This is a genomic window from Streptomyces sp. NPDC051664, assembly GCF_044453545.1.
Lineage (GTDB): Bacteria > Actinomycetota > Actinomycetes > Streptomycetales > Streptomycetaceae > Streptomyces.
The window spans coordinates 119,007-135,048 of sequence record NZ_JBITCU010000007.1; the positions used below are offsets into that span (position 1 = coordinate 119,007).

Sequence of the window (16,042 nt, forward strand, 5' to 3'; positions counted from 1 at the left end):
ACCCGGGTTCGGCCCGGTTTTCTGCCCAGAAAAGTTAGTCATCAATAACTAACCCTCAGGGGGAGCAGTGAACCAGCACGCCGCAGGCCGCTCAGGAGCGGTTTGGGCCCTCGTGATCACCAGCGTCGCCGGCTTCATGGCGGCGCTCGACAATCTCGTCGTCACCACCGCCCTGCCCTCCATCCGCAAGAGCCTCGGCGGCGAACTGGCGGAGCTCGAATGGACGGTGAACGCGTACACCCTGACCTTCGCCGTTCTGCTGATGTTCGGTGCGGCCCTCGGTGACCGGTTCGGGCGGCGACGGCTCTTCCTCGCCGGGCTCACCGTCTTCACCGGCGCCTCCGCCGCCGCGGCCCTGTCGTCCGGGATCAACGAGCTGATCGCCTTCCGGGCCGTCCAGGGGGTCGGTGCGGCGATCATGATGCCGCTGACGCTCACCCTGCTCACGGTCGCCGTGCCGGCCGCCCGCCGCGGCATGGCGCTCGGCATCTTCAGCGCCTTCACCGGACTGGCCGTCGCCAGCGGGCCCCTGATCGGCGGCAGCCTCACCGAGCACCTCTCCTGGCAGTGGATCTTCTGGCTGAACGTGCCGATCGGCCTGGTTCTGCTGCCGCTGGCCCGGCTGCGCCTGGCGGAGTCGTACGCCCCGAACGCCCGTCTCGACATTCCCGGCACCCTCTTGGTCAGCGGCGGCCTCTTCGGCATCGTCTACGGGCTGGTCAACGCCAACGCCGACGGCTGGACCAGCCCCACGGTCCTCACCGGGCTGATCGCCGGCACCGCGCTGATCGGCGGATTCATCCACCACGGCTTTCACGCGAAGAACCCGATGCTGCCCATGCGGCTCTTCCGCAACCGCGGCTTCTTCGGGATCAACATGGCCGGCCTGCTGATGTTCCTCGGGATGTTCGGCTCGATCTTCCTGCTCAGCCAGTACTTCCAGGGTGTGCTGGGCTACTCGCCGAGTGAGGCCGGGCTGCGGATGCTGCCCTGGACGGGCATGCCGATGCTGGTCGCCCCGATCGCCGGATATCTCTCCGACCGGTTCGGCGGCCGTCCGGTCGTGGTCACCGGCCTCGCGCTCCAGGCCGTCGGACTGGCCCTCTTCGCCATGGTCATCGCCCCCGACGCCCCGTACGCCGCCCAGCTGCCCGCCCTGATGATCGGCGGCATCGGAATGGCGCTCTACTTCGCGCCGGCCGCCAGCCTGGTGATGTCCAGCGTCCGCCCCGCCGAGCAGGGCATCGCCTCCGGCGCCAACAACTCCCTGCGCGAGGTCGGTGGCGCCCTCGGTGTCGCGGTGCTCGGCTCGGTCTTCTCGGCGCAGGGCGGTTACGGCTCCGCGGAGTCCTTCACGGACGGGACCGTTCCGGCGGTCTGGATCGGCGCCGGGGTGGTGGCGCTCGCCGCGGCCGCCGCCCTGCTGATCCCGGGCCGCCGCACCGCACAGGCGCCCCAGGCGGACCCGGAGTCGGCCGCGATGGCGGGTGCGGAGCCGGCCGAGGGGCGGGCCCCGGTCGCCGCCTGATCCATGGCCCACTGCGTACGCGGTCCGTGGCCCCGCCCGAGCGGCGGGGCCACGGACCGTACTCTTGTCCCCGTGCAGGAACTCCACGACGCCCCCCTCGCCCCCCTGACCACCTTCCGGCTCGGCGGCCCCGCGGCCCGCCTCCTCACGGCGACGACCGACGCCGAGGTGGTCGCAGCCGTGCGCGAGGCCGACGACAGCGGTACGCCGCTCCTCGTCATCGGCGGCGGCAGCAACCTGGTCATCGGCGACAAGGGCTTCGACGGCACCGCCCTACGCATCGCGACCAAGGGGTTCGAGCTGGCCGGCACGGCGCTGGAACTGGCCGCCGGAGAGGTCTGGACGGACGCGGTCGCCCGGACCGTCGAAGCCGGCCTCGCCGGTATCGAATGCCTGGCCGGAATCCCCGGCTCCGCGGGCGCGACGCCGATCCAGAACGTCGGTGCGTACGGTCAGGAGGTGGCGTCGACCATCACGGAGGTCGTCGCCTACGACCGGTACGCCCGCGAAACGGTCACCATCCCGAACGGCGAGTGCGCATTCTCGTACCGGCACAGTCGCTTCAAGGCCGAACCCGACCGCTTTGTGGTGCTGCGGGTCCGGTTCGAGCTGGAAGACGCGGGTGGTCTCTCCGCGCCCCTGAAGTACCCCGAAACGGCCCGCGCCATGGGCGTCGAGCAGGGCGAACGGGTGCCTGCGACGGCCGCCCGCGAGACCGTCCTGCGGCTCCGCGCAGGCAAGGGCATGGTGCTCGACCCCGAGGACCACGACACCTGGTCGGCGGGCTCCTTCTTCACCAACCCGATCCTCGACGCCGCGCAGTACGCGGCATTCCTCGCCCGCGCCAAGGACCGGCTCGGTCCCGAGGTGACGCCCCCCGCCTTCCCGGCGGACGGGGGACACACCAAGACCTCGGCGGCCTGGCTCATCGACAGGGCCGGCTTCACCAAGGGGTACGGCACCGGCCCCGCCCGTATCTCCACCAAGCACACGCTCGCCCTCACCAACCGCGGCGGGGCGACCACCGAGGATCTGCTCGCGCTGGCCCGCGAGGTCGTGGCAGGGGTCCAGGACGTCTTCGGCGTCACGCTCGTCAATGAGCCGGTGACGGTCGGCGTCAGCCTCTGAGTCCCCGCCTTACGGGCCTTTCGAGGGCCGCTGGAGGTGTGCGGGGGCAGGGCGTCAGTACGCCACGCCCACGCCCTGCTTGACCGCCGCCGGATCGTCGATCAGTGCCAGCATCGCGTGTGCCACATCGGCCCGCGAGATGGACCTGCCGCTGCGCGGGTTGCTGCCGTAGACCGTCCGGTACGTCCCCGTCAGCGGCCCGTTGGTGAGCTTCGGCGGCCGCACCGACGTCCAGTCCGTGGCGCTGCGGGCCAGCGCACCTTCCATCAGCGTCAGGTCGGCGTAGACCTCCTTGAGGATCGCGCCGATCGTCTTCAGCATCATCCGGTCCAGCAGCGGATCGTCCGCGGGCTTCGGTGCGACCGGGGCCGCGCTCACCACGAGCAGCCGCCGCGTCCCCTCGGCCTCCATGGCGCGGATCACCGAGCCGGTGAGGCGTTCGGCGATCCCGTCGGCCTTCCGGCCGTGCGAGCCGAGCCCCGAGAGCACCGCGTCCCGCCCGGCGACCGCCTCGCGCAGCCCCTCCGGATCGTCGATCCGCGCCGCGGTGTGGACCGTGACGTCGGAGAGCGGAACCGGCAGCCGCGCCGGATCGCGGACCACCGCCGTCACTTCGTGGCCCGCTGCCACGGCCTGGCGGACGATCTCCTGGCCGATGCCGCCTGTCGCGCCGAACACCGTGAGTCTCATTGCGCACCCTCCCAAGGTGGGTAAGTATTCACTCACCCCTAGAGTGAGCGGATACTCACCACGCGTCAAGCCTCATTGGAGTGCCCATGGAGCAGAAGCCGGCCCGCGTCCGCATCGTCGACGCCGCCCACGAGCTGATGCTCACCATCGGCCTGGCACGGGCCACCACCAAGGAGATCGCCCGGGCCGCGGGCTGCTCGGAGGCGGCGCTCTACAAGCACTTCCCCAGCAAGGAAGAACTGTTCGTGGCCGTGCTCAAGGAACGGCTGCCCAAGCTCAACCGGCTGCTGCAGCGGCTGACCGCCGACGCGGGGGCGGGGGAGCGGACCGTCGAGGAGAATCTCACCGACATCGCCCGAGAGGCCGCGCTCTTCTACGCCCAGAGCTTCCCGATCGCCGCCTCGCTCTATGCCGAGCCGCGGCTCAAGAGCCGCCACGACGCGGCCATGCGCGAGCTCGGCACCGGCCCGCACGTGCCGATCCGGGGCGTCGCCGGCTATCTCCACAGCGAACAGGCGGCCGGCCGCGTGCGGCCCGGCGCCGACACCTACGCGGCCGCGTCGCTGCTGCTCGGCGCCTGTGTCCAGCGCGCGTTCGCGTACGACGCGACGGAGGAGGGCCGACCGCCGCAGTCTCTGGACGAGTTCGCCGCTTCCGTCGCACGGACAGTGCTGCACGGGATCGGCACACAGGCCTGAGTCCACGCACAGGCTCAGGCCCGCCACAGGGGTGCCCTCAGTCGGCCGGCTTTGCCAGCCAGTCGTCGACCCCAGCCAGCAGCCGCGCCCGTACGTCGGGGGGCGCCGCCGACCCCCGCACCGACTGCCGTGCCAGCTCCGCCAGCTCCTCGTCGGTGAACGCGTGGTGGTGCCGTACGAGCTCGTACTGCGCGGCGAGGCGGGACCCGAAGAGCAGCGGATCGTCCGCGCCGAGCGCCATCGGCACGCCGGCCTCGAACAGGGTGCGCAGGGGTACGTCCGCAGGCTTCTCGTAGACGCCCAGGGCGACGTTCGACGCCGGGCACACCTCGCAGGTCACCCCGCGCTCCGCCAGCTTGCGCAGCAGGCGCGGGTCCTCGGCGGCCCGGACGCCGTGGCCGATCCTGGCCGCGTCGAGGTCGTCCAGGCAGTCCCGCACGCTCGACGGTCCGGCCAGTTCGCCGCCGTGCGGAGCCGCCAGCAGCCCGCCCTCCCGGGCGATGGAGAAGGCCCGGTCGAAGTCGCGCGCCATCCCGCGCCGCTCGTCGTTGGAGAGCCCGAAGCCGACGACACCGCGGTCCGCGTACCGCACCGCGAGCCGGGCCAGCGTCCGCGCGTCCAAGGGGTGCTTCATCCGGTTCGCCGCGATCACCACACGGATCCCGAGCCCGGTCTCGCGCGCCGCGGAGTCCACCGCGTCCAGGATGATCTCGATCGCCGGGATGAGCCCGCCGAGCAGCGGGGCGTACGAGGTGGGGTCGACCTGGATCTCCAGCCAGCCGGAGCCGTCCGCGACGTCCTCCTGGGCCGTCTCGCGCACCAGCCGCTGGATGTCCTCGGGCGCCCGCAGGCAGGACCGGGCGATGTCGTAGAGCCGCTGGAAGCGGAACCAGCCGCGCTCGTCCGTCGCCCGCAGTCTGGGCGGCTCGCCACCGGTCAGCGCCTCGGGCAGCCGTACGCCGTACTTGTCGGCGAGTTCGAGCAGCGTCGTGGGCCGCATCGACCCGGTGAAATGCAAGTGCAGGTGGGCCTTGGGCAACAGCCGTACGTCACGCTCCATTCGAAGATCCTGCCGTACCCGAGGGCTGTGGCGGTAGCGGGATTCCCCATTGAGTTGATCCTCGAACGCAAGCTCGTACGACAGCTCGATCGAAAGCGTGCACAAAAAAGGTGCCCCCCGGCCTCGGCCGGGGGGCACCTGAGCGGAAGGGCGCGGAGGTCAGTCCTTCGCCTCGCCCAGCAGCTTCTGGAGCCGCGACACGCCCTCGACGAGGTCCTCGTCGCCCAGTGCGTAGGACAGCCGCAGGTAGCCCGGCGTGCCGAAGGCCTCGCCCGGAACGACCGCGACCTCGGCCTCGTCCAGGATCAGCGCCGCCAGCTCGACCGAGGTGGCCGGACGCTTGCCGCGGATCTCCTTGCCGAGCAGCGCCTTCACCGACGGGTACGCGTAGAACGCGCCCTCGGGCTCCGGGCACAGCACGCCGTCGATCTCGTTGAGCATCCGCACGATGGTCTGGCGGCGGCGGTCGAAGGCGGTCCGCATCTCGGCGACCGCGTCCAGGTTCCCCGAGACGGCGGCCAGCGCGGCGACCTGGGCGACGTTGGAGACGTTGGACGTGGCGTGCGACTGCAGGTTGGTCGCGGCCTTGACGACGTCCTTGGGGCCGATGAGCCAGCCCACGCGCCAGCCGGTCATCGCGTACGTCTTGGCGACACCGTTGACCACGATGCACTTGTCGCGCAGGGCGGGCACGAGCGCGGGCAGCGAGGTGAACTTCGCGGTGCCGTAGACCAGGTGCTCGTAGATCTCGTCGGTGAGCACCCACAGGCCGTGCTCGACGGCCCACTCACCGATCGCCTTGGCGTCGGCCTCGCTGTACACCGCACCGGTCGGGTTCGACGGGGAGACGAAGAGGACGACCTTCGTGCGCTCGGTGCGTGCCGCCTCCAGCTGCTCGACGGAGACCCGGTAGCCGGTGGTCTCGTCGGCCACGACCTCCACCGGGACACCGCCGGCGAGACGGATCGACTCGGGGTAGGTGGTCCAGTACGGCGCCGGGACGATGACCTCGTCGCCCGGGTCGAGGATCGCGGCGAACGCCTCGTAGATGGCCTGCTTGCCGCCGTTGGTCACCAGGATCTGGGAGGCGTCGACCTGGTACCCGGAGTCGCGCAGCGTCTTCTCTGCAATGGCGGCCTTGAGCTCGGGGAGCCCGCCCGCCGGGGTGTAGCGGTGGTACTTCGGGTTGCGGCAGGCCTCGACCGCGGCATCGACGATGTAGCCGGGGGTCGGGAAGTCGGGCTCACCGGCACCGAAGCCGATCACCGGACGGCCGGCGGCCTTGAGGGCCTTGGCCTTGGCGTCGACGGCGAGAGTGGCGGACTCGGAGATTGCACCGATGCGGGCGGAGACCCGGCGCTCGGAGGGAGAAGTTGCAGCGCTCATGGGCCCATGCTCCCAGACCGCAATCCCGGTCGGCACAGGGGTTTCAGGGACCGGACAGCACCCGGACAGCATGCGGACAAGAACCGGACAGGAGTTGTCCGGAGCTATCTGTTCGACGCCGGGCCGCTGAGCACGTACACTCACCTGTCGTTGGCCTTCACCAGCCGGACCCTTCCTGCACCCGGAGCATCGGGGGAGATGCGGTAGGTTGGTGGAAACCACAAAGGGTCGTAGCTCAATTGGTAGAGCACTGGTCTCCAAAACCAGCGGTTGGGGGTTCAAGTCCCTCCGGCCCTGCTACACACTCCTTCGCCAGGATGTGTGCGCATGTACGTACTTCAATGCACCGCCGTGCGGCTCCACCGGGCGCGGCACGGCCATGACCCGGAATCAGGTGAGAAGCGTGACGGACGCCGTGGGCTCCATCGACATGCCTGATGCTGAGGATGAAGTACCCGAGTCCAAGAAGAGGACTCGGAAGGGCGGCAAGCGCGGAAAGAAGGGCCCCATGGGTCGTCTCGCGCTGTTCTACCGTCAGATCGTCGCCGAGTTGCGCAAGGTTGTCTGGCCGACTCGCAATCAGCTGACGACGTACACGTCCGTGGTGATTGTTTTCGTGGTCGTCATGATTGGTCTTGTGACCGTGATTGACTTCGGATTCCAGCGGGTCATCAAGTACGTCTTCGGCTGATCCCGCGGAGGGCGCCTCATGGGCGCCCCTTTCGCATGTTCCACCCATTTGTATCCAGGAAGAAGCAGCCACCGTGTCTGACCCGAACCTGAACGACGCCGTCGAGCCGACGGCGGGCGCCTTCGAGTCCGCCGAGGACGAGGCCGAGATCGTCGAGGCGGCTGACGCTGTGGAGCCGGACCAGGCCGAAGCTGCCGACGCCGACGCCGCGGGTGAGCCCGCCGAGCAGGCCGCCGTGAACGTCGAGGACGAGGCCGCTGCGGCCGACTCCGACGAGGAGTCCGGCGAGGACGAGGCCGCCGAGGGCGACGACGAGACCGAGGACGAGGGCGACGACGAGACCGAGGAAGAGGCCGAGCCGGCCGCTCCGGTCGACGCCGTCACCGCTCTGCGTGACGAGCTCCGTGGTCTCCCCGGCGAGTGGTACGTCATCCACACGTACGCCGGTTACGAGAAGCGTGTGAAGGCCAACCTGGAGCAGCGCGCCGTCTCGCTCAACGTCGAGGACTTCATCTACCAGGCCGAAGTGCCCGAGGAAGAGATCGTCCAGATCAAGAACGGCGAGCGCAAGAACGTCCGTCAGAACAAGCTCCCGGGTTACGTCCTGGTGCGCATGGATCTGACGAACGAGTCCTGGGGCGTCGTGCGCAACACTCCCGGTGTCACCGGCTTCGTGGGCAACGCCTACGACCCGTACCCGCTGACCCTGGACGAGATCGTCAAGATGCTCGCCCCGGAGGCCGAGGAGAAGGCCGCCCGCGAGGCCGCCGAGGCCGAGGGCAAGCCGGTTCCGTCCCGCAAGGTCGAGGTCCAGGTGCTGGACTTCGAGGTGGGCGACTCGGTCACCGTCACCGACGGCCCGTTCGCGACGCTGCAGGCGACGATCAACGAGATCAACGCCGACTCGAAGAAGGTCAAGGGCCTCGTCGAGATCTTCGGTCGCGAAACCCCGGTCGAGCTCAGCTTCGACCAGATCCAGAAGAACTGACGGTTTTCGCCGACTTCTGGACACATGCCTACCGAGCAGGTCAGACAGGCTCTACAGCCTGTCTGACCTGCTCGGTTTTTGGTCGCGCAGCTATACCCGTTATCGTTGTGCGGTATGCCTGCATCCGGATGATCCGGATGACGGCGAAAAACTCTCACTAGGACCCGGAGAGAGCAATGCCTCCCAAGAAGAAGAAGGTCACGGGGCTTATCAAGCTCCAGATCAACGCCGGTGCGGCCAACCCGGCCCCGCCGGTCGGCCCCGCGCTCGGCCAGCACGGCGTCAACATCATGGAGTTCTGCAAGGCCTACAACGCCGCGACCGAGTCGCAGCGTGGCATGGTCGTGCCGGTGGAGATCACGGTCTACGACGACCGCTCCTTCACCTTCGTGACGAAGACCCCGCCGGCTGCCAAGCTCATCCTCAAGGCCGCAGGTGTGGACAAGGGCTCCGGCGAGCCGCACAAGACCAAGGTCGCGAAGCTCACGAGCGCCCAGGTCCGCGAGATCGCCACGGTCAAGATGCCCGACCTGAACGCCAACGACCTGGACGCCGCGTCGAAGATCATCGCCGGCACCGCCCGTTCCATGGGCATCACGGTCGAAGGCTGATCAGCCCCGTCGTCCCTCAGTGGTAGGGCCAAGCGCTGGCCCGCACCACGCCTCCACACCTGAAACCACAGGAGCAGCAGTGAAGCGCAGCAAGAACCTCCGCGCTGCGGACGCCAAGATCGACCGGGAGCGCAACTACGCCCCCCTCGAGGCCGTCCGTCTCGCCAAGGACACCGCCAGCACCAAGTTCGACGGCACCGTCGAGGTCGCGTTCTGCCTGGGTGTAGACCCGCGCAAGGCCGACCAGATGGTCCGTGGCACCGTGAACCTCCCGCACGGCACCGGCAAGACCGCCCGGGTCCTGGTCTTCGCGACCGGTGACCGTGCTGCGGCCGCGGAAGCCGCGGGCGCCGACATCGTCGGCGCCGACGAGCTCATCGACGAGGTGGCGAAGGGCCGTCTGGACTTCGACGCCGTCGTCGCCACTCCGGACCTCATGGGCAAGGTCGGCCGCCTCGGCCGCGTGCTCGGTCCGCGTGGTCTGATGCCGAACCCGAAGACCGGTACGGTCACCCCCGATGTCGTGAAGGCTGTCAACGACATCAAGGGCGGCAAGATCGAGTTCCGCGTCGACAAGCACTCGAACCTGCACTTCATCATCGGCAAGGTCTCCTTCGACGAGACGAAGCTGGTCGAGAACTACGCCGCGGCGCTGGACGAGATCCTCCGTCTGAAGCCGTCCGCCGCCAAGGGCCGCTACATCAAGAAGGCCACCCTGGCCACCACGATGGGTCCCGGCATCCCGCTGGACGGCAACCGCACCCGTAACCTCCTCGTCGAGGAGGACCCGGCCGCCGTCTGAGCCTCCGCGCTCGTACGAAAGCCGCGTCTCGAGTGACATGGGCGGGCCCCGCAACCTTTCGAGGTGCGGGGCCCGTCCTCGTTCTTGTACGCAGCAGTGGCCGTCCGCGCCGTGCGTCGGCGTGAGGCGACCGTACGGAGCGAGGGTGGAGAAGACGATGACGACGATGACCGTGCGACGCGTGTGTCTGTCGGCTGCGGTGTTGGCGGCGCTGACAGCGGTGGCGGCCTGCGGGGGAGGGGACGACACCGGCAGCGGCGCCGGTGGCGTCGTCAGGGCCGACCCGATCGCGGCGCTGCGCAGTGTGCAGAAGAAGACCAGCGGTGCCAGCTCGGCCAGGATCGAAGGCACCACGGTGATGGGCACGACGATGTCCATGAAGCAGACCGGTGCCATGGACTGGTCCGACGGCATGACCGGCACCATGGAGATCACGTACACCGGCGGCACCATGGGTGATGCACTGAAGCAGGCCGGCGGTGACGGCACGATGCAGGCCCGCTACTTCAAGGACGGGTACGTCGCCAACATGGGCGAGACGTTCGCCAGGCAGGCGGGCGGCAAGCACTGGATCCGTTACTCCTACGACGACCTGGCCGAGCTGGCGGGCGCCTCCGGCGACGTGATGAAGGACCAGCTGCAGAGCAGCACCCCCGGCCAGGGAGTGCAGGCGCTGCTGGCCTCGGGTGACGTGAAGAAGGTCGGCCAGGAGGACGTACGGGGCGTCGCCACGACGCACTACTCCGGCACGGTCGACGTCGCCGAGCTGAGTGCCGAGAACTCCGCCATCGACGGCGATCAGCTCGCCGAGCTCAAGAAGCAGCTGAGCGACGCCGGCATCACGACGGAGAAGGTCGACATTTGGGTCGACAAGGACGAGCTGCTGGTGAAGAAGACCGAGCGCGGCCGGATGAAGACCGGCGAGCTGAACTCCACGGTGTTCTACAGCGACTACGGCACCGACGTCACGGTCGAGGAGCCCCCGGCCTCCGACACCGTCGACTTCCAGAAGCTTCTGGAGCAGCAGCAGGGCAGCGCTGCCGGCGCGTCTTAAACCTCCCGCACCGCCCGAACCGGGACGGATTTGCTCGGCGCGGCCCCGGTCGCGTACTCTCCTACAGAAGCCAAAGACCGCTGGTCGTTGCTGTGCTCTCGTAAGAGGGGGCAGTGACCGAAGGATCCGTTGAGTGCGGACGACCTGCGCAGGTGACTGTGGAACGCTCCCGGACTTTTGTCCGGTCGAGCTGCGCCCTGGCACTTGTGCCGGGGCGTTTCGTCTTTCCCGGCCCCTTCTGAGCGGTCCTCATCACCCGGAAGGAGGCCGACGCTCATGGCAAGGCCCGACAAGGCTGCCGCGGTAGCCGAGCTCGCGGACCAGTTCCGCAGCTCGAACGCCGCTGTGCTGACCGAGTACCGGGGTCTCACCGTGGCACAGCTCAAGCAGCTGCGCCGTTCGCTCGGTGAGAACGCCCAGTACGCCGTGGTGAAGAACACGCTGACCAAGATTGCGGCCAACGAGGCCGGGATCGACACGCTGGACGACCTGTTCGCAGGCCCGACGGCGGTTGCCTTCGTCACCGGTGACCCGGTGGAGTCGGCGAAGGGTCTTCGTGACTTCGCCAAGGACAACCCCAACCTCATCATCAAGGGCGGTGTCCTTGACGGTAAGGCGCTGTCCGCCGATGAGATCAAGAAGCTCGCGGACCTCGAGTCCCGCGAGGTTCTGCTCGCCAAGGTGGCCGGTGGAATCAAGGCGTCGATGGCCAAGGCCGCGGCGACTTTCCAGGCCCCGCTGTCGGAGTTCGTCCGCACCGCGGACGCTCTTCGCGCCAAGGTCGAGCAGGGCGGTGCCGGTACGCCGGCTCCCGCCGACGCCGAGGTGGCGGAGTAACACTCCGCTCCACGGCTCGCAGCGGGCCCGTACGCCCGCCTTCATATACACCCGGCACCTGCCGACTTAGTGGAAGGACGCCATCATGGCGAAGCTGTCCCAGGACGAGCTGCTCGAGCAGTTCGAGACCCTGACCCTCATCGAGCTCTCCGAGTTCGTCAAGGCGTTCGAGGAGAAGTTCGACGTCAAGGCTGCCGCTCCGGTCGCCGTTGCCGCCGGCGGTGGCGCTGCTGCTGCCGCCGAGGCCGTCGAGGAGCAGGACGAGTTCGACGTCATCCTCACCGGTGCCGGCGAGAAGAAGATCCAGGTCATCAAGGTCGTGCGTGAGCTGACCTCCCTGGGTCTGAAGGAGGCCAAGGACCTCGTCGACGGCGCCCCGAAGCCCGTCCTCGAGAAGGTCGCCAAGGAGGCCGCCGAGAAGGCTGCCGAGTCCCTCAAGGGCGCCGGCGCCTCGGTCGAGGTCAAGTGACCCTGCGAGTCCTCTGACTCGTCTGGACACCCGTACCGCACGGCACGGACGTCACATCGCGAAGGGCGATCACCCATCCGGGTGGTCGCCCTTCGGCGTACCCGAGGCGCTCGCCTTGCTCTTCCGTGGTTGACGAGTATCGTGATCTTCGCCGTACGCCTCGGACAGGGGCTCACGGCCGGTGCCGAGGGGCGGCGGATGAGGGTCTCAGGGCTCTCTCCGGCAGGGGGGCCTTGACGAACCGCACGCGGCGCGCAATTCTCAGGACGCGTCGTCACTCGATCCGGATCCGATGCATGGATCGTGGGCGAAGAGGGCAGTAAAGAAGAGCGCATCCGCGCGAGGGCGATTCATAGGTGTTGAGAACAGCTGTTGCGAGCTTCGAGGGTCTCTGAGAACCCGGACTGGACATCAGTGTGCCGTTTGGCTACACTGACCCTTTGCGCTGCCTGTTAGCTGCCTCCTGCCCGTCACCAGGGGCATACCCGATGCTTGAACACCGATGACTGATTCTCCCTGACCTGGGATTTCCGTCACCGTGTCCAACTTGGGACCGGTACGCGCGTAGTGAGTCCGAGCCCTCGGAAGGACCCCCTCTTGGCCGCCTCGCGCAACGCCTCGACCGCGAATACGAACAACGGTGCCAGCACCGCCCCGCTGCGCATCTCTTTTGCAAAGATCAAGGAGCCCCTCGAGGTTCCGAACCTCCTCGCGCTGCAGACCGAGAGCTTTGACTGGCTCCTCGGCAATGCCGCCTGGAAGGCTCGCGTCGAGGCTGCTCTGGACAGTGGACAAGACGTCCCCACCAAGTCCGGCCTGGAGGAGATCTTCGAGGAGATTTCACCGATTGAGGACTTCTCCGGGTCGATGTCGCTTACGTTCCGCGACCACCGCTTCGAGCCCCCGAAGAACTCGATCGACGAGTGCAAGGAGCGCGACTTCACGTTCGCCGCCCCGCTCTTCGTCACGGCCGAGTTCACCAACAACGAGACCGGCGAGATCAAGTCCCAGACGGTCTTCATGGGCGACTTCCCGCTCATGACGAACAAGGGCACCTTCGTCATCAACGGCACCGAGCGTGTCGTCGTGTCGCAGCTCGTGCGCTCGCCGGGTGTCTACTTCGACTCCTCGATCGACAAGACGTCCGACAAGGACATCTTCTCCGCCAAGATCATCCCGTCCCGGGGTGCCTGGCTGGAGATGGAGATCGACAAGCGCGACATGGTCGGTGTCCGTATCGACCGCAAGCGCAAGCAGTCCGTGACCGTCCTCCTGAAGGCTCTCGGTTGGACCACCGAGCAGATCCTCGAGGAGTTCGGCGAGTACGAGTCCATGCGCGCCACCCTGGAGAAGGACCACACCCAGGGCCAGGACGACGCGCTGCTCGACATCTACCGCAAGCTCCGCCCGGGCGAGCCGCCCACCCGCGAGGCTGCTCAGACGCTGCTCGAGAACCTCTACTTCAACCCGAAGCGCTACGACCTCGCGAAGGTCGGCCGCTACAAGGTGAACAAGAAGCTCGGCGCCGAAGAGCCGCTGGACGCCGGTGTGCTCACCTCCGACGACGTCATCGCGACCATCAAGTACCTGGTCAAGCTGCACGCGGGGGAGACCGAGACGGTCGGTGAGTCCGGTCGTTCGATCGTCGTCGAGACCGACGACATCGACCACTTCGGCAACCGTCGTCTGCGTAACGTCGGCGAGCTCATCCAGAACCAGGTCCGTACGGGTCTGGCTCGTATGGAGCGCGTCGTGCGTGAGCGTATGACGACTCAGGACGTCGAGGCGATCACGCCGCAGACCCTGATCAACATCCGGCCGGTCGTCGCCTCCATCAAGGAGTTCTTCGGCACCAGCCAGCTGTCGCAGTTCATGGACCAGAACAACCCGCTGTCGGGTCTCACCCACAAGCGCCGTCTGTCGGCTCTTGGCCCGGGTGGTCTCTCCCGTGAGCGGGCCGGCTTCGAGGTCCGTGACGTGCACCCGTCCCACTACGGACGCATGTGCCCGATCGAGACCCCTGAAGGCCCGAACATCGGTCTGATCGGTTCGCTCGCCTCGTACGGACGTGTCAACGCGTTCGGCTTCATCGAGACGCCGTACCGCAAGGTCGTCGACGGCCAGGTCACCGACGAGGTCGACTACATCACCGCCGACGAGGAAGACCGCTTCGTGATCGCCCAGGCGAACGCGACGCTCTCCGAGGACATGCGGTTCACCGAGCCCCGCGTCCTGGTCCGCCGTCGTGGCGGAGAGGTCGACTACATCCCGGGCGACGACGTCGACTACATGGACGTCTCGCCGCGCCAGATGGTGTCCGTCGCCACCGCGATGATCCCCTTCCTGGAGCACGACGACGCCAACCGTGCCCTCATGGGCGCGAACATGATGCGTCAGGCGGTGCCGCTGATCAAGTCGGAGGCCCCGCTCGTCGGTACGGGCATGGAGTACCGCTGCGCCACCGACGCCGGTGACGTCCTGAAGGCCGAGAAGGACGGTGTCGTCCAGGAGGTCTCCGCGGACTACATCACCGTCACCAACGACGACGGCACGTACACCACGTACCGCATCGCCAAGTTCTCGCGCTCCAACCAGGGCACCTCGGTCAACCAGAAGGTCGTCGTCTCCGAGGGCGACCGGGTCATCGAGGGCCAGGTCCTCGCCGACGGGCCGGCCACCGAGAACGGTGAGATGGCGCTCGGCAAGAACCTGCTCGTGGCGTTCATGCCGTGGGAGGGTCACAACTACGAGGACGCGATCATCCTGTCGCAGCGCCTCGTGCAGGACGACGTCCTCTCCTCGATCCACATCGAGGAGCACGAGGTCGACGCCCGTGACACCAAGCTCGGCCCGGAGGAGATCACCCGGGACATCCCGAACGTCTCCGAAGAGGTCCTCGCCGACCTCGACGAGCGCGGCATCATCCGTATCGGTGCCGAGGTCGTCGCCGGTGACATCCTCGTCGGCAAGGTCACGCCCAAGGGTGAGACCGAGCTGACCCCCGAGGAGCGCCTGCTCCGCGCGATCTTCGGTGAGAAGGCGCGCGAGGTGCGCGACACCTCGCTGAAGGTCCCGCACGGCGAGATCGGCAAGGTCATCGGCGTCCGCGTCTTCGACCGCGAAGAGGGCGACGAGCTGCCGCCGGGCGTGAACCAGCTGGTCCGCGTCTACGTCGCGCAGAAGCGCAAGATCACCGATGGTGACAAGCTCGCCGGCCGTCACGGCAACAAGGGCGTCATCTCGAAGATCCTCCCGATCGAGGACATGCCGTTCCTGGAGGACGGCACCCCGGTCGACATCATCCTCAACCCGCTGGGTGTCCCGTCCCGAATGAACCCGGGACAGGTCCTGGAGATCCACCTCGGCTGGCTCGCCAGCCGTGGCTGGGACGTCTCCGGCCTCGGTGACGAGTGGGCCAAGCGCCTGCAGGCCATCGGCGCCGACCAGGTCGCCCCCGGCACCAACGTCGCCACGCCCGTCTTCGACGGTGCGCGCGAGGACGAGATCTCCGGTCTCTTCGAGGCCACGATCCCGAACCGCGACGGCAACCGGCTGGTCCAGCCTTCGGGCAAGGCCAACCTGTTCGACGGCCGCTCCGGTGAGCCGTTCCCCGAGCCGGTTTCGGTCGGCTACATGTACATCCTCAAGCTCCACCACCTCGTCGACGACAAGCTGCACGCTCGGTCGACGGGCCCGTACTCCATGATCACCCAGCAGCCGCTGGGTGGTAAGGCTCAGTTCGGTGGACAGCGCTTCGGTGAGATGGAGGTGTGGGCGCTGGAGGCATATGGCGCCGCTTACGCCCTCCAGGAGCTGCTGACGATCAAGTCCGACGACGTGACCGGCCGCGTGAAGGTCTACGAGGCCATCGTCAAGGGCGAGAACATCCCCGAGCCGGGCATCCCCGAGTCCTTCAAGGTGCTCATCAAGGAAATGCAGTCGCTCTGCCTCAACGTGGAGGTGCTCTCCTCGGACGGCATGTCCATCGAGATGCGTGACACGGACGAGGACGTCTTCCGCGCGGCGGAGGAGCTCGGTATCGACCTGTCCCGGCGCGAGCCGAGCAGCGTCGAAGAGGTCTGACGGGTCTGGCCGGGGCC

The 16,042-nt window shown here is 68.0% G+C and carries 14 protein-coding genes and 1 tRNA gene; 12 read left to right on the forward strand and 3 right to left on the reverse strand.

The window, feature by feature from the left end:
- The first annotated feature begins 67 nt into the window (after positions 1–67).
- Both ACIA8E_RS15865 and ACIA8E_RS15870 read left to right on the forward strand, forming a co-directional pair.
- Entirely contained in the window at positions 68–1,528 is a 1,461-nt protein-coding gene (locus ACIA8E_RS15865) for an MFS transporter (RefSeq protein ID WP_399298353.1), read from the forward strand.
- A gap of 72 nt (positions 1,529–1,600) precedes the next feature.
- Positions 1,601–2,656: a UDP-N-acetylmuramate dehydrogenase gene (locus tag ACIA8E_RS15870; RefSeq protein ID WP_399298355.1), complete on the forward strand. Its 1,056-nt coding sequence runs from the start codon at positions 1,601–1,603 to the stop codon at positions 2,654–2,656.
- A 54-nt stretch (positions 2,657–2,710) separates the two neighbouring features.
- Here the strand turns inward: ACIA8E_RS15870 and ACIA8E_RS15875 are convergent, their stop codons facing one another.
- The gene (locus ACIA8E_RS15875; protein WP_399298357.1) at positions 2,711–3,346 is read right to left on the reverse strand and encodes an NAD(P)-dependent oxidoreductase; all 636 of its coding nucleotides are present in this window, start codon (positions 3,344–3,346) and stop codon (positions 2,711–2,713) included.
- A gap of 86 nt (positions 3,347–3,432) precedes the next feature.
- On the opposite strand from ACIA8E_RS15875, the gene ACIA8E_RS15880 reads away from it, so the two are divergent.
- The gene (locus ACIA8E_RS15880) at positions 3,433–4,044 is read left to right on the forward strand and encodes a TetR/AcrR family transcriptional regulator (RefSeq protein ID WP_399298359.1); all 612 of its coding nucleotides are present in this window, start codon (positions 3,433–3,435) and stop codon (positions 4,042–4,044) included.
- 37 nt (positions 4,045–4,081) lie between these two features.
- On the opposite strand, the gene ACIA8E_RS15885 is transcribed toward ACIA8E_RS15880, so the two are convergent.
- Together ACIA8E_RS15885 and ACIA8E_RS15890 are read right to left on the reverse strand one after the other, a co-directional pair.
- Entirely contained in the window at positions 4,082–5,104 is a 1,023-nt protein-coding gene (locus ACIA8E_RS15885) for an adenosine deaminase (protein WP_399298361.1), read from the reverse strand.
- A gap of 159 nt (positions 5,105–5,263) precedes the next feature.
- Positions 5,264–6,490 carry an aminotransferase class I/II-fold pyridoxal phosphate-dependent enzyme gene (locus ACIA8E_RS15890; RefSeq protein WP_391092055.1) on the reverse strand — a complete coding sequence of 409 codons (1,227 nt, stop codon included), beginning with the start codon at positions 6,488–6,490 and terminating at the stop codon, positions 5,264–5,266.
- A 224-nt stretch (positions 6,491–6,714) separates the two neighbouring features.
- On the opposite strand from ACIA8E_RS15890, the gene ACIA8E_RS15895 reads away from it, so the two are divergent.
- The 9 genes from ACIA8E_RS15895 to rpoB all read left to right on the forward strand — a co-directional run bounded on the left by ACIA8E_RS15895 (position 6,715) and on the right by rpoB (position 16,025).
- Positions 6,715–6,787: transfer RNA gene (locus tag ACIA8E_RS15895), tRNA-Trp, on the forward strand.
- A gap of 106 nt (positions 6,788–6,893) precedes the next feature.
- Entirely contained in the window at positions 6,894–7,181 is a 288-nt protein-coding gene (gene secE / locus ACIA8E_RS15900) for a preprotein translocase subunit SecE (protein WP_267003030.1), read from the forward strand.
- A gap of 73 nt (positions 7,182–7,254) precedes the next feature.
- Complete coding sequence (gene nusG, locus ACIA8E_RS15905; RefSeq protein ID WP_399298364.1) at positions 7,255–8,169, forward strand: transcription termination/antitermination protein NusG; 915 nt, start codon at positions 7,255–7,257, stop codon at positions 8,167–8,169.
- A gap of 176 nt (positions 8,170–8,345) precedes the next feature.
- Entirely contained in the window at positions 8,346–8,780 is a 435-nt protein-coding gene (rplK, locus tag ACIA8E_RS15910; protein WP_030977920.1) for a 50S ribosomal protein L11, read from the forward strand.
- Positions 8,781–8,859: 79 nt separating this feature from the next.
- Complete coding sequence (gene rplA / locus ACIA8E_RS15915) at positions 8,860–9,582, forward strand: 50S ribosomal protein L1 (RefSeq protein WP_399298366.1); 723 nt, start codon at positions 8,860–8,862, stop codon at positions 9,580–9,582.
- Positions 9,583–9,739: 157 nt separating this feature from the next.
- The gene (locus ACIA8E_RS15920; RefSeq protein ID WP_399298368.1) at positions 9,740–10,636 is read left to right on the forward strand and encodes a hypothetical protein; all 897 of its coding nucleotides are present in this window, start codon (positions 9,740–9,742) and stop codon (positions 10,634–10,636) included.
- Between the two features lie 276 nt (positions 10,637–10,912).
- A complete protein-coding gene (gene rplJ, locus ACIA8E_RS15925; protein ID WP_030914107.1) occupies positions 10,913–11,473 on the forward strand; it encodes a 50S ribosomal protein L10 in 561 nt (186 codons plus the stop codon).
- Between the two features lie 85 nt (positions 11,474–11,558).
- The gene (gene rplL / locus ACIA8E_RS15930) at positions 11,559–11,942 is read left to right on the forward strand and encodes a 50S ribosomal protein L7/L12 (RefSeq protein WP_030977928.1); all 384 of its coding nucleotides are present in this window, start codon (positions 11,559–11,561) and stop codon (positions 11,940–11,942) included.
- Between the two features lie 597 nt (positions 11,943–12,539).
- Complete coding sequence (rpoB, locus tag ACIA8E_RS15935) at positions 12,540–16,025, forward strand: DNA-directed RNA polymerase subunit beta (RefSeq protein WP_392752055.1); 3,486 nt, start codon at positions 12,540–12,542, stop codon at positions 16,023–16,025.
- Positions 16,026–16,042 lie beyond the last annotated feature (17 nt).